General features: G+C 73.5%; 13 protein-coding genes. 11 read left to right on the top strand and 2 right to left on the bottom strand.

Going from position 1 to position 13,138, the window contains the following annotated elements; all coding sequences use genetic code 11:
- Positions 1-296: 296 nt before the first annotated feature.
- Positions 297-2,237: a bifunctional copper resistance protein CopD/cytochrome c oxidase assembly protein gene (locus AC29IT_RS04295; protein WP_488217937.1), complete on the top strand. Its 1,941-nt coding sequence runs from the start codon at positions 297-299 to the stop codon at positions 2,235-2,237.
- A 79-nt stretch (positions 2,238-2,316) separates the two neighbouring features.
- Entirely contained in the window at positions 2,317-2,958 is a 642-nt protein-coding gene (locus tag AC29IT_RS04290; protein ID WP_488217936.1) for a hypothetical protein, read from the top strand.
- Here AC29IT_RS04290 and AC29IT_RS04285 read toward each other — a convergent pair.
- Positions 2,955-5,357, bottom strand: coding sequence for a heavy metal translocating P-type ATPase (locus tag AC29IT_RS04285; protein ID WP_488217935.1), 2,403 nt, complete (start codon positions 5,355-5,357; stop codon positions 2,955-2,957). The genes AC29IT_RS04290 and AC29IT_RS04285 overlap by 4 nt on opposite strands.
- A 167-nt stretch (positions 5,358-5,524) precedes the next feature.
- The gene (locus tag AC29IT_RS04280) at positions 5,525-6,475 is read right to left on the bottom strand and encodes an RsmB/NOP family class I SAM-dependent RNA methyltransferase (protein WP_358442261.1); all 951 of its coding nucleotides are present in this window, start codon (positions 6,473-6,475) and stop codon (positions 5,525-5,527) included.
- 193 nt (positions 6,476-6,668) lie between these two features.
- Between AC29IT_RS04280 and AC29IT_RS04275 the strand changes: the two genes are divergently transcribed.
- From AC29IT_RS04275 to AC29IT_RS04235, 9 genes are all read left to right on the top strand, one after another.
- Positions 6,669-7,136, top strand: coding sequence for a DUF3995 domain-containing protein (locus AC29IT_RS04275; RefSeq protein ID WP_488217934.1), 468 nt, complete (start codon positions 6,669-6,671; stop codon positions 7,134-7,136).
- A gap of 21 nt (positions 7,137-7,157) precedes the next feature.
- Complete coding sequence (locus tag AC29IT_RS04270) at positions 7,158-8,378, top strand: sensor histidine kinase (RefSeq protein ID WP_358442267.1); 1,221 nt, start codon at positions 7,158-7,160, stop codon at positions 8,376-8,378.
- On the top strand, positions 8,375-9,037 hold the full coding sequence (locus AC29IT_RS04265; RefSeq protein WP_488217933.1) for a response regulator: 663 nt from the start codon (positions 8,375-8,377) through the stop codon (positions 9,035-9,037). Before AC29IT_RS04270 ends, AC29IT_RS04265 begins: the two co-directional genes overlap by 4 nt.
- Before the next feature lie 137 nt (positions 9,038-9,174).
- A complete protein-coding gene (gene crcB / locus AC29IT_RS04260) occupies positions 9,175-9,645 on the top strand; it encodes a fluoride efflux transporter CrcB (RefSeq protein WP_358442272.1) in 471 nt (156 codons plus the stop codon).
- Position 9,646: 1 nt separating this feature from the next.
- A complete protein-coding gene (locus AC29IT_RS04255) occupies positions 9,647-9,973 on the top strand; it encodes a DUF190 domain-containing protein (RefSeq protein WP_258343465.1) in 327 nt (108 codons plus the stop codon).
- A complete protein-coding gene (locus AC29IT_RS04250) occupies positions 9,970-10,335 on the top strand; it encodes a fluoride efflux transporter FluC (protein ID WP_358442276.1) in 366 nt (121 codons plus the stop codon). Before AC29IT_RS04255 ends, AC29IT_RS04250 begins: the two co-directional genes overlap by 4 nt.
- A gap of 254 nt (positions 10,336-10,589) precedes the next feature.
- The gene (locus tag AC29IT_RS04245; protein WP_258343461.1) at positions 10,590-10,985 is read left to right on the top strand and encodes a hypothetical protein; all 396 of its coding nucleotides are present in this window, start codon (positions 10,590-10,592) and stop codon (positions 10,983-10,985) included.
- A gap of 164 nt (positions 10,986-11,149) precedes the next feature.
- Positions 11,150-11,827, top strand: a complete 678-nt coding sequence (locus tag AC29IT_RS04240; protein ID WP_488217932.1) for an HAD-IA family hydrolase — start codon at positions 11,150-11,152, stop codon at positions 11,825-11,827.
- A gap of 70 nt (positions 11,828-11,897) precedes the next feature.
- Positions 11,898-13,115: a VanZ family protein gene (locus tag AC29IT_RS04235; RefSeq protein ID WP_488217931.1), complete on the top strand. Its 1,218-nt coding sequence runs from the start codon at positions 11,898-11,900 to the stop codon at positions 13,113-13,115.
- Positions 13,116-13,138: the final 23 nt, after the last annotated feature.

The raw sequence follows: 13,138 nt of genomic DNA, 5'->3' as shown, positions 1-13,138 counted from the left end.
GGGATTGGGCGAAGGGTCCGTTCACTCGGGTCCGGGGTGGGTGAGCGGACCGTTGGTCCAGCGGGATTGGGCGAAGGGTCCGTTCACTCGGGAACCGGGGTGGGTGAACGGACCGTTCGTCCAGCGGGATCGGACGAACGGTCCGTTCACTCCGCCGGAGCCGGGTGCGAGTGAGGTCACAGCGGGTGCGCGGAACTCGGGCAGCGGGGTGCGCGACCAGTCGGGGAACGGGCAGCGGCCCGTTCCCGGGGCGGGCCGCCGTCCGCCGCCGGACGCCGAGCACGAGGACGAACGCAGTGGCACCACCCGGTTCGCAGCCCCCGCACCGCCTGCCGTGGATCGCGGGCGCGAGCGTCGCGGCGCTGGTGTCCGCGTTCGTCGCCGTGTTCCTCGGCGAATCCGGCTACGCGCTGCTCGGGTTGTCCGATCCGGGCGTGGTGGTGCGGATCGGGATCGGGCTGGTGCGGCTGGTGGCGGACTCGGCCGCCGCGATCACGCTGGGGGCGTTGGCGTTCGCCGCGTTCTTCACCTCGCCGCGGGAGTCCGGCGGCATCGCGCCGGACGGGTTCGCCGCGGTGCGCGCGGCGGGTGCGGCGGCGTGGGTGTGGGCGGTCGCGGCGGTGCTGATGATGCCGTTCGAGATGGCGGACGGGACCGGCCATCCGCTGCGCCGCGTGCTGCCCCCGGATGCGTTCACCGGGTTGTTCAGCGCCCTGTACGAGCCGACCGCGTGGGCGATCACCGCGGGCGTCGCGCTGGTGGTGGCGATCAGCGCGCGGATGACCTTGCGCTGGCGGCCCGCGCTGGGTCTGGTGGCGCTCGCCGCGTTCGGGCTGCTGCCGCCCGCGGTGGTGGGCCATTCGGCGTCGAACGCGGGGCACGACTTCGGGACCAACGCGATCGTGCTGCACGTGCTGGCGGCGGCGCTGTGGCTGGGGCTGCTCGCGGCGGTGATCGCGCACCTGCGGCGCGGTGGCGCGCACCGCGAGCTGGTGCTGCGCAGGTACCGCCGGTTCGCCGGGGTGAGCTGGCTGGTGCTGGCGGCGTCCGGCCTGGTGGACGTGCTGGTGCTGATGCCGCTGTCCGACCTGGGGCGGACCGGGTTCGGTGCGCTGGTGCTCGCGAAGATCGTGCTGCTGGCGCTGCTCGGCGCTTGCGGGAGCTGGGTGCGGCGCCGGTTCGCGGCGCCGGTGGCGCTGCTGTCCGCCGAGCTGGTGATCATGCTGGTGTCGGTCGGGGTGTCGATGGGCATGGCGCAGACGCCGCCGCCGAACATGCTGGACCGCGAGGCGAGCTCCTCGGAGGTGATCCTCGGCTACGACCTGCCGGGCCCGCCGAGCGCCTGGGGATTCCTGGGCACCTGGCGCTTCGACCTGGTCCTGGGCCTCGCCGTGGTGGTGCTGGCGGCGCTGTACGTGGCGGGGGTGCGCCGGTTGCGCCGGCGCGGGGACCGGTGGCCTGCCGGGCGCACGGCGGCGTGGCTGCTCGGCTGCGCGACGGTGCTGGTCGCGACGTCCTCCGGGCTGGGCGTCTACTCGTCCGGGGTGTTCAGCGTGCACATGCTGGTGCACATGGTGCTGAACATGCTGGCGCCGGTGCTGCTCGTGCTGGGTGGTCCGATCACGTTGGCGCTGCGGGCGTTGCCGACCGCGGGCCGGGGGAATCCGCACGGTGCCAGGGAGGTGCTGCTGGCGGTGGTGCACTCGCCGGTGGCGCGAGCGGTGGCGCATCCGGGGATCGCGACGGTGCTGTTCGTGGGTTCGTTCTACGCCTTGTACTTCACGCCGTTGTTCGAGAACGCGATGTCCGAGCACTGGGCGCACGAGTTGATGAACGTCCACTTCGTCCTCATCGGCTACCTGTACTACTGGACGGTGATCGGGGTCGATCCGGCGCCGAAGCCGCTGCCGCACCTGGGGCGGCTGGGCATGGTGTTCGCGGTGATGCCGTTCCACGCGTTCTTCGGCGTGATCGTGATGGGCATGAACGACGTGATCGCGCAGAACTTCTACCGGACCCTCGACCTGCCGTGGGCGCACGACCTGCTCGCGGACCAGAAGCTCGGCGGCGGCATCGCGTGGGCGGCGGGGGAGGCGCCGCTGGTGGTGGTGCTGATCGCGCTGCTGACCCAGTGGAACCGGCACGACACGCGGGTGGCGCGCCGCGCCGACCGGTCCGGGGACGACGAGCTCGCGGCCTACAACGCGATGTTGGCGAAGCTGGCGGAACGCCGCTGACGGAGGGTCCGCGAACCTGCCCCGACCGGCAACGGGATTCGGGGGACCGGACCTGGACGAGCCCCTATCCTCGGCGGGCGTGCGACCACGTGGAGTGCGGCTGCGCGTCGAGGAGCTGCGCGGTCTCGACGCGCGGCGGGACCGCGCGGAGCCGGAGCGGGCCCGTGGCCGGGCATTGGCCTGGTTCGTGCACGGCTGCGCGCTGCTCGACCTGGACGTGGCGACGAGCGGCGTGGTGGAGCTCTACCGGGAAGTGCTCGCCCTGCTGGACGATCCGGCGCAGCACCGCACCGGCAGCCACTGGGAGCGGGCCGTGCTGTGCTGCGTCGACCAGCTGCGGGAACCGCTGGCGGAGGTGGCGGCCGATCCGCACCGGCACGCCTCCCGCGACGAGCGGCTCGCACTGGCCCCGCTGGTGGAGATCCCGCCGCAGGTCCTGATCGGTCCGGGCGGCGCCGAGCGGTCGTTCCCGACGGCGTGCCGGAACGCGGCCGGTGCCCTGCTGGACGGGATGATCTCGCCGTACCCGGGCCGTCGGGTTCGTCGTGGGTGTCGGCCACTTCCACCCGGACCTGGAGCTCGCGGCGATGCGGGAGTGGCGGGTCCGGTACGAGGACGAACCGGATGCGCGTCCCACGCTCGACGCGGAGATTCGGGCGTGGGCGCGCGACCGGGCCGTCGGCCGGTGCTGGTGCGGCCCGGTCGCGCGCGTCGCCGCTAGTCGGTGCGCAGCCCGGTGAAGCGCCGCAGCCGCAGGCTGTTGGACACCACGAAGAACGAGGACAGCGCCATCGTGGCGCCCGCGATGAGCGGGTTGAGCAGCCCCAGCGCGGCCAGCGGCAGCGCGGCGAGGTTGTAGCCGAAGGCCCACAGCAGGTTCCCGCGGATCGTGCGCAACGTGGCCCGCGCCAGCCGGATCGCGTCCGGTGCGACCGTCAGGTCGTCCCGGACCAGGATCAGGTCGGCGGCGTCGATGGCGATGTCGGTGCCGGTCGCGACGGCCAGCCCGAGGTCGGCGGTGGCCAGTGCGGGGGCGTCGTTCACGCCGTCGCCGATCACCGCGACGACGTGGCCTTCGGTGCGGAGACCGCGCACCACTCCGGCCTTCTCGTCGGGCAGCACTTCGGAGATGACGCGTTCGATGCCGACCTCGTCGGCCACCGCCCGGCCGGTCGTGGCGTTGTCGCCGGTGAGCAGGATGGTGCGCAGCCCGAGCCGGTGCAGTTCGGCGACAGCCCGCGCGGCGGTGGGTTTCACCGCGTCGGCCAGCGCGAACACGGCGACGGCCGCGCCGTCCTCGCCACAGAGCACCGCGGTGCGGCCCTGCGCCTCCCAGCTCTCGCGGAGCCGGTCGAGCCCGGCGGGCACGTCCCAATCCCGTTCGTCGAACAGCGCGCGGCGGCCGATGAGGACGTCGCGGTCCTCGACGACGCCGTGCGCGCCGAGTCCTGGCCGGGCCGCGAACGAGTGGACCGCGGGGAACCGGACCGCCGTACTGTCCTTTTCGGACGGTGCTCCGGTATCGGTCCCGCCGGTATCGGTCGCTCCGGCACCTCCGCCGTCGGCGCCCACCGCGCGGGAATCCGCTTCGGTGCGGGCGAACGCGGTGATCGCGGCGGCCACCGCGTGCTCCGAGGCGTCCTCGACCGCGCCCGCCCGGCGCAGCACCCCGGCCCGGTCGTGCTCCGGCAGGACGTGCAGCTCCACCACCGACATCCGGCCCTCGGTGACGGTGCCGGTCTTGTCCAGCACCACGGTGTCCACGTCGCGGGTCGACTCCAGCGCCTGGTAGCCCTTGATGAAGATGCCCAGCGTGGCGCCGCGCCCGGACGCGACCATCAGCGCCGTGGGCGTGGCCAGGCCCAGCGCGCACGGGCAGGCGATCACCAGCACCGCCAGCGCCGCCGTGAACGCGCGGTCCGGGTCGCCGGTCCACAGCAGCCAGGCCAGCAGGGTCAGCGCCGATCCGGCCAGCACGGCGGGCACGAAGTACGCGGAGATCCGGTCCGCCAGCCGCTGCACGGCGGCCTTGCCGGACTGGGCCTCGGACACCAGCCGCAGCATGGCCCCGAGCCGGGTGTCCGCCCCGACCTGGGTGGCCCGCACCACGAGCCGCCCGTCGAGCACCGTCGTGCCGCCGAGCACGTCGTCCCCGGCACCGACCTCGACCGGCGCGGATTCGCCGGTCATGGCGCTGCGATCCAGCGCACCGCGACCGTCCTCGACGATCCCGTCGGTGGCGACGGTCCCGCCGGGCCGCACCAGGAACCGCTGCCCGGTGCGGAGTTCCGCCGCCGGGACCTCCTGCTGGGAACCGTCGTCGAGCAGCACGGTCACGTCCTTGGCCCGCAGCGCGGCCAGCGCATGCAGCGCGTCCCCGGCCCGCCGCTGCGCCCGCGCCTCGAAGTAGCGGCCGGCCAGCACGAACGCGGTCACGCCCGCCGCGACCTCCAGGTACAGCGCGCCCTGCGGGTTCAGCAGCAGCCACCAGCCGGGTTCGCCGACCGGGTCGGGCCGGGCGAACATCGCGTACAGCGACCAGCCGACGGCGGCGGTGACGCCCAGCGACACCAGGGTGTCCATCGAGGACGCGCCGCGCCGGGCGCCGCGCAGCGCGGCCCGGTGGAACGGCCACGCGGCCCAGCCCGCGACCGGCAGCGTCAACGCCACCAGCAGCCACTGCCAGCCGGGGAAGCGGGACTGCGGCACCACCGTGAACAGGATCGACAGGTCGCACAGCGGAACGAACAGCACCACCGCGACCAGCATCCGCCGCCACAGGTCCCGCACCCGGTCCGGCGCGGACCCGTTCGCGGCGGGTTCGGGCTCTGCGTCCGGTGGGGGCACCGGTTCCGCGTCGTAGCCGGCTCCGCGCACGGTGCCGATCAGCCGCTCGACCTCGTCCTCGGCCCCGCGTCCGGCGGAGAGCTCGACGGTGGCGACGGCCGTCGCGTAGTTCACGGCGGCCCGCACGCCGTCGAGCTTGTTGAGCTTGCGCTCCACCCGGGTCGCGCAGGCGGCGCAGGTCATGCCGCGCACGGACAGCTCGACCTGCCGGGACGGGGCGGTCGGCGCCGATCCGGCGGGCGGTCCGGTCGGCTGGGTCGTCGTCGGGGACATCGGGCACCCTCTCGCGGAACTCCGGTGGCCGCGATCAGGCCACCCGTGCACACAGTCGGTCCGGCCCGGTGCGGGGTTCCCGCGGCTCGTTGTGAGCTGCGGAACTCCGGGCCTCTTCCATGATTACGGGGTCGAACAGGCGTTCGCCATTACACGATCGGTCGTCGTCAGGACGGGTCCTTGACCAGCTTCGCCACGAAGAACCCCTCGAAGACGTCCGAGGGCCGCACCCGCACCGCGTGCCGCAGGCCCTGGTCGAACTTCTCGCCCCGCCAGGAACCCAGGCCCGGCAGGAACTCCTCCTCGCTGAACCCGAGCGGCGCCACCGACAGGTCGGAGTGCCTGCGCAGCACCTTGTGCACCGGGAACTCGTCCTCCTCCGGGCTCAACGTGCACGTCGAGTACACCAGCGTCCCGCCCGGCTTCAGCAGCTTGTACGCCGCGTCGCACATCTTCGTCTGCAGGTGCTTGTACTTCTCGATCCGCTCCTCCGACCAGAAGCGCAGCGCGTCGGACTTGCGCAGGTTCACCCGGCCCTCCCCGGAGCACTGCACGTCCAGCAGGATCCGGTCGAACCGCTCCGCGGGCACCGACTTGTCGATGTACTGCGCGTTGTGCGTGGTCAGCTCCGCGTACCGCACCCCGTAGAGCTCGGCCAGCTCCGCGAGCTTCGCGGCCCGCGGCGGGGCCGAGTCGTTCAGCCACAGCTCGCCCTCGTTGCCGGTGCGCGCCGCGATGTGGAACGCCTTCCCACCGGGGGCGGCGGCGACGTCGAGCACCGAGTCCCCGGGCTGCGCGTCCAGCGCCACCGGCGGGATCAGGCTCGCCGCGTTCTGCAGGTACACCCGGCCTTCGTGGGCGAGCGGCAGCACCTCGTCGAAACCGTCGTTGTCCGGCCAGAAGAACGAGTGCTCGCACCAGTCCACCGGGATCAGCCCGGGCGCCTCGGCCCGCACGAACTCCAGCGTCTCCCGGTAGCGCTCCTCGTCCAGCAGCCGGTTCACCCGGATCGAGGTGGGCCGGGCGCCGCGGAACACGGACTCGACCTGGTTCGGGCGGATGCCGAGCACCTCCGACATCCGCTTCTCGAACGCACGGGTCTTGCGCTGGCTGCTCACGGCCGCTGCTCCTGTCGGGTCGTCCGGTCCGGTCCCCGAAGCCTGGCACGGCGGCCTCGCGCGCGGCTCCCCCGGGCCCGGCCCGCCGGTCACCGGGCAGCCGGGAGCGCGGCGTAGCGATCACTCCCGGGCGGGAGCCGATTCCCTCTGGCGGGGGAGTCGGAGGACGGGCGCGCGGGACGATTCTCTTGGCATGGCGGAGGAACGTGGTGAGCAGCGGCGGTGGGGCACCGCCGCCGCGCACGGAGCGGCGGCCTGGGCGGCGCTGTTCGGTCTCGTGCACGTGCACTGGCTGGCGGGCGGCACGATCGGCCTGCCACCGGGAACGTCCGTGACCTCGAACCTCCCGCTGCTGGTCATCGACATCGTGGCGATCCCGCTGTGCGCGGTCGCGGTGGCGGTGGCGCTGGCGCCGGTGCGGCCCTGGGGGCGCCGGGTGCCGAGGTGGCTGCTGCACGCCGCGGTCTGGGGGTCCGCGGCGCTGCTGGTGGTGCACGCGGCGCCCTCGGTCGTCGACTGGCTGGCACTGGCGTCCGGGCGGCTCGCCGTGGCGGACCTGGACCCGATGGCCAGGTTCGCCACGGTGGTCTACGAGCCGGTGTTCCTGACCGGTGGGTTGCTGTTCGGACTCACCGGCCTCGGCTGCCTGCGCGGCCGGTGACGCACGGGTGAGGATCAGCGGATGAGGCAGTGGACGCTCGGGCCGGTGCTGCGCGGTTCGACCTACCGGCGCTGGGCGTACCTGGTGTTCGGCGGGGCGATGCTGGTGCCGCCGCTGGTGTTCGCGGCGGTGGCCGTCCCGGCCGCGGTGCCGGTCGTGACAGGTCTCGGCACGGCGTTCGCCATCGGGACCGCGCTGACCCTCGCGGCGACGGTGGCCGTCTCCGCCGTGCCCGCGGTGCGGGTGCTGGAGGGGACGGCGGTGCGGGTGCTGCTCGACGACCCGGCGCCGGAGGCGGACGCGGCGGAACCGGCGGTGCGGCTGCGGATGAGCGCGCTGTTCGTGGCGCACGCCCTCGTCGGCGGGCTGGTGAGCGCGGCGAGCCTGGTGCTGCCGGTGGTGTTCGTGCTGGCGTGGACCGCCCCGTTCACCGGCGAGTTCGGGCTGGGCCCCGGGGGGATGGTGCCGGTGCCCGCCGGGTGGGCCGGCGCGTGGCTGCCCGCCGCGGCGTCGGCGGCGCTGCTGGCGCTGGTGTGCGTGGTCGCGGGCACCGGTGCGCTGTTCGGGCGGGCCGCGGCGGTGCTGCTCGGCGTCCCCGCGGGGGAGCGGATCGCGCGGTTGCAGCGGCGGGCCGAGCGGCTCGTGGAGCGCGACCTGCTGGCCCGCGAGCTGCACGATTCGGTCGGGCACGCGCTCAGCGTCGTCTCGGTGCAGGCGGGGGCCGCGCGCCGCGTGCTGGACCGCGATCGCGACGGTGCGGAGGCGGCGTTGCTGGCGATCGAGGATTCGGCCCGCGCCGCGCTGGAGGACCTCGACCACGTGCTCGGCTTGCTGCGGGACGAGGCGCCGCACGAGGAGGCGGGCCTCGCCCGGTTGCCCGCGCTGCTGGCCGCGACCGAGCACGCCGGGATCGAGGTGGACGCCGAACTGCGCGGTGACCTGGGGGCCGTCGGGGCGGAGCCGTCCGCCGCCGCGTTCCGGATCGTGCAGGAGAGCTTGACGAACGTGCTGCGCCACGCGGGCAAGGTGCCGGTCGTCCTGCGCGTCGAGGTGGCGGACGGGTCGCTGCGCGTGCGGGTGCGCAACCCGCGCGGCGAATCCCGCTCGCGCGCCGTCGCGCGCGGCGGGCGCGGCCTGGTCGGCATCGCCGAGCGCGTGGAACTGCTGCGCGGGGAGTTCGCGGCGGGGCCGAGCGGGGACGAGTGGGAGGTAGCGGTGCGGATTCCGCTGGAGGGCGCATGACCGGAGGCCTCATCGGCGTCCTGCTGGTGGACGACGAGCCGCTGATCCGCTCGGGGCTGCGCGCGATCCTGGACTCCGAACCGGACATCGCCGTGGTCGGTGAGGCCGCCGACGGCGCCGACGTGCCGGACCAGGTGCGCCGGGCGAAGCCCGACGTGGTGCTGATGGACGTGCGGATGCCCGCGGTGGACGGCATCAGGGCCACCGAACACCTGGTCGCCGCGGACGGGCCGCCGAAGGTGGTCGTGCTGACGACGTTCGAGAACGACGACCACGTGTACGACGCACTGCGCGCCGGAGCCAGCGGTTTCCTGCTCAAGCGGGCCGGGCCGGAGCAGATCGTCGCCGCCGTGCGCACGGTCGCCGCGGGCGATTCGCTGCTGTTCCCGGCCGCGATCCGGCGTCTCGCCGCGCACCGCGGTGCGACCGGCTCGGGCGGGCTCGACGGGGCCGGGCTGAGCGCGCGGGAGGCGGAGGTGCTGCGGCTGATGGCGGCGGGCCTGTCCAACGGCGAGATCGCGCAGCGGTTGTTCGTCGGGGTGCAGACGGTGAAGACGCACGTGGGGAACGTGCTGGCCAAGCTCGGCGCGCGGGACCGCACGCAGGCCGTGATCCGAGCGTTCGAATCGGGGTTCGTCCCGCCGTCGACCGGGAGCTGACCGGGCCTGCGGGCAGGTACCATCGTGCGCAGCGGTGGTGGGGCTCGCCGCTCCGAAGGTCGGAGAACCGCGGCACGACGCCGCCAACGGTCCCTATCGGACCGGACGCGTGCGTCCGATGCCGGTAGGAGGCGTGCATGGCGAACCCCGACGACGTCATCGATCCGGACGTGGACACCCGGATTCCCGCGCAACGGCGCGAACTCTCCCGCACCAGAGGTGCGGTCCTGCTGGTCATCGCCCTCGGTGGCGGGCTGGGCGCGATCTCCCGCTACGGCGTGGGGCTGCTGCTGCCGACCGAGCCGGGGCGGTTCCCGTGGGGGACGTTCTCGATCAACGTGCTGGGTTGCCTGCTCATCGGCGTGCTGATGGTGCTGATCACCGAGGTGTGGACGGCGCATCCGCTGGTGCGGCCGTTCTTCGGCGTCGGCGTGCTCGGCGGGTTCACCACTTTTTCCACCTATGCGGTGGAGTTCGGCGCGCTGCTGGCTCCGGGGAGCGCGCTGGTCGCGGGGGCCTACCTGGCGGGAACGTTGCTGTGCGCGCTGTTCGCGGTGCTGCTCGGCGTGGCGTTGACCCGGTGGGCCGTGGTCAGGGAGGTGGGCTGAGATGGCCTTGCGGATGTCCATATTCCTCGGTGCCGACGACCGGTGGCATCACAAACCGCTCTACCACGAGATCGTCAAGCGGGCCCGGGACGCGGGCCTGGCCGGGGCGACCGTGCTGCGCGGCGTGGAGGGCTACGGGTTGTCGTCCCGGGTGCACACGACGCGGTTGCTGGACTTGGCGGAGGACCTGCCGGTGCTGGTGGTGATCGTGGACTCGGAGCAGAAGGTGCGCGATTTCCTGCCGCAGCTGGACGGGCTGATCGGCGATGGCGCGGTGGTGCTCGACGAGGTCGAGACCATCGTCTACCGGGGGAGCGAGCGGGCGTGACGGTGGCACTGGTGTTCCTCGGGGCGATGATCGGTGCCCCGCTGCGCTACCTCACGGACCGCGCGGTGCAGTCCCGGCACGACACGCTTTTCCCGTGGGGGACGCTGACGGTGAACGTGCTGGGTTCGATGGTGCTCGGTGGTCTCGCCGGGGCGGGCGGGGCGTTACCGCCGCTGGTCTCGGAGCTGGTCGGTGTCGGGTTCTGCGGCGCGCTGACGACGTACAGCACGTTCGGTTACGAGACCGTGCGGCTCGCGGAGGACCGCGCGTACTTCTACGCGGGGTTGAACATCGCGATCAGCGTGCTGGCGTCGGTGGGCGCGGCGCTGCTCGGGCACACGGCGGTGCAGGCGGTGGTCTGAGCAGGTCGTGCAGGTCCGGCTCGCTCGGCCGCGGGTTCCCGGGCGGTGGGCCACCGGGATCGCACTTCCTCGAACGGCGGAATCGGGTTCCGCCGCGATGTGCCGACGATTCCTCCTTCGTGGGGGGAATCCCCGCAGGGCCGAGTTCCGGAGTGATGTCGGCGGCGGTCTCGTCGTACACCGGGGATTGAATGTGAGTGCGGCATCCGAGCGGTGCCGGTTTCTGCTTTCGCGAAGGGAATCCCCACATGGGAATGAACAATTCTGTCCGGCGCATCTCCGCGGGCGCGGTCGCGCTGCTGGGTGGCGCGCTGCTGGCGGGGACGGTCGGCGCGACCGCGGCCTCGGCCGCCGTGCCGGGCAAGATCGAGTTCTGCGCGCAGGGCGACTACGCGGCGTACGTGGAGGTCCACTCCGTCGACCTGGGCGGCGGCATGAGCTCGCCGGGCATGGCCAGCACCATCCAGAACCCGGGCCAGTGCTGGAACCACGACTTCTCCTCGGCGGGCCCGAACGCGCCGGTCGACGTCTGGGGCATCCGCGCCGACGGTTCCACTTTCCACGTGGGCGCGTCCACCTACAACGCGGGCTCCGGAATCGGTCTCGGCGCCCAGGGCAGCGAGGGAAACCCCTCGATGGTCCAGTGGTGATGTAGTTCTCGGGTGGGTCCGGAATTCTTCGGCGCGAAGAATTCCAGGCCTTTCCTGAATCATTTTCAAGTTCTGGTGTCACGATTCAGCAGGGAACCTGGCGCGGAACGGCGTCCACCGCGAAGGTGGGAGCGCACCGGACCGCAGCACCAGGAAGGACCACCATGACCGCACGGTTCCGCCCGCGCGCCCTGCTGTTCGACATGGACGGCACGCTCGTCGACTCCACCGCGGTGGTGGAGCGGGTCTGGCACGACTTCGCGGAGCGGCACGGGCTGGACGTGGCCGACATCCTCGTCGACTCGCACGGCCGCCGCGGCGGCGAGACCGTCGCCCGCCACCTGCCCGCGGGCGCCGACGTGGCCGCCGAGACCGCCCGCATCGACGAGCAAGAACTGTGCGACCTGGACGGGGTCGTGGCGATCCCCGGCGCCGCCGAACTGCTGGCCGGGCTGCCCGGCGGGAGCTGGGCGCTGGTGACCTCCGCGGGACCGGCGCTGGCCGCGCGCCGCATGGCGGCCGTCGGGCTGCCGATGCCGGACGTGGTCGTCACCGGCGAGGACGTGCGGCGCGGCAAACCCGACCCGGAGGGCTACCTGCAGGCGGCGGCCGCGCTCGGCGTTCCCGCCACCGAGGCCCTGATCTTCGAGGACGCCGAGGCCGGGATCGAGGCCGCCCGCGCCGCAGGCGGCCGGGTGGTCGTCGTCGGCTGCCGCACCGGACCCGCGGCGGACGGCCTGCCCCGCATCTCCGACTTCACCGGTGTCCGCGCCACCTCGGCGGAATCCGGTCTCACCGTGGAACTCCGCGCGCACACCGGCGGGGAGGCCGCGCACCGCTGACCTGATGGCCGACGGGAACGCGCCGATCGGCCGAGGTGCCCGGGACCGCCCTGCGGGGATGCTGCTCCGCGTGGCCGACGCGTACCTCTTGCCGATCCGCACCGCCGCGGTGCTGTTCCCGCTGCTCGCCTTCGCCCTGCTCGTCCCGGTGGCCGTGGTGCTCTACCGCAGGCACGGCGTGGTGCGCTGGTGGGCGCTGTCGTTCTACGCCTTCCTGTACTACCTGATCACCGCGTACTGCCTGGTGCTGATGCCGCTGCCCGGCGCCTCGGTGGACGTGTGCCGCGAGTACCCGCTGATGGGGCAGTGGCAGCTGACGCCGGGCAACACGTTCCTGGACGTGTGGAAGGAATCCGGGCACCGGGTGACCTTCGGCGACCTGGTGCTGCACAACTCCGCGGTGATCGAGACCGGGTTCAACCTGCTCCTGCTGCTGCCGCTGGGCGTGTTCCTGCGCTACCACTTCCGGCGCGGGCCGTGGACGTCGCTGGCGGTGGCGGCGGGCGTGGCGCTGTCGTTCGAGGTGACGCAGGGGACCGGCGTGTTCGGCCTCTACCCGTGCCCGTACCGGCTGTTCGACGTGGACGACCTGCTGGTGAACACGCTCGGCGCGATGCTCGGCTGGTGGCTCGGCGGGCAGGTGGGGCGTGCGGTGCCCGCGTTGAACGCGTTGGACGAGCGGGTGCTGGCGCGGCATCCGGTCCCGTTCGGACGACGGGCGGTGGCGCTGCTGCTGGACCTGTCCGGTGCCGCGGTGCTGAGCGCGATCTCGCTGCTGGTGGCGCTCGTGCTCGGCCTGCCCGCGTGGTGGGGGCCGGCCGTGGTGCTCGGCGGCTGGTTCGTGGCACTGCCCGCGTGGATCGGGGCGACCCCGGGCAAGCGCCTGCTGCTGCTGGAGCTCGTCGACGAGTCGGGAGCTCGTCCGGCGGCGTGGCGGCTGCTGCTGCGCGCCGTGGTGCTGGCGGTGCCGTTCCTGCCGCCGCTGCTGCTCCTGGTGGTGGCGACCGGGGTGCTGTGGGGCCGGGGCACGCCGGGCGCGGTGCTGGAGGTGTTCCGCTCCGGCGAGCTCCACGAGAACGTGCTGCTGGTGGCCTTGGCCGGGGTGGCGGCCGGGCTGCTGTCGATGGTGTTCGTCGCGCTGTACGCCCTGGTGGTGCGGCTGCACCCGAAGGACCGCAGCCTGCACGAGCTGGCGTCCGGAGTGCACAACCGGGCCCGCCCGCACCACAACGCACCCCGCCCGGCCCCCGAACCGCAGCGCAGCGACGATCCGGTCGCGGCACCGTAGCGCGCGACGGCCCCGGCGAGGAC

This window comes from Saccharopolyspora sp. MMCC62, assembly GCF_057736575.1.
Note: the sequence above shows the minus strand (reverse complement) of the source record. Positions and strands in the feature narration are given on the sequence as shown.

Excerpts from the sequence above, each read along its gene's own strand:
- AC29IT_RS04240 (WP_488217932.1), top strand. The coding sequence starts at position 11,150 with ATGACCGCACGGTTCCGCCCGCGCGCCCTGCTGTTCGACATGGACGGC.
- crcB (WP_358442272.1), top strand. The coding sequence starts at position 9,175 with ATGGCGAACCCCGACGACGTCATCGATCCGGACGTGGACACCCGGATT.
- AC29IT_RS04270 (WP_358442267.1), top strand. The coding sequence starts at position 7,158 with ATGAGGCAGTGGACGCTCGGGCCGGTGCTGCGCGGTTCGACCTACCGG.
- AC29IT_RS04275 (WP_488217934.1), top strand. The coding sequence starts at position 6,669 with ATGGCGGAGGAACGTGGTGAGCAGCGGCGGTGGGGCACCGCCGCCGCG.
- AC29IT_RS04255 (WP_258343465.1), top strand. The coding sequence starts at position 9,647 with ATGGCCTTGCGGATGTCCATATTCCTCGGTGCCGACGACCGGTGGCAT.
- AC29IT_RS04265 (WP_488217933.1), top strand. The coding sequence starts at position 8,375 with ATGACCGGAGGCCTCATCGGCGTCCTGCTGGTGGACGACGAGCCGCTG.
- AC29IT_RS04285 (WP_488217935.1), bottom strand. The coding sequence starts at position 5,357 with ATGTCCCCGACGACGACCCAGCCGACCGGACCGCCCGCCGGATCGGCG.
- AC29IT_RS04245 (WP_258343461.1), top strand. The coding sequence starts at position 10,590 with ATGAACAATTCTGTCCGGCGCATCTCCGCGGGCGCGGTCGCGCTGCTG.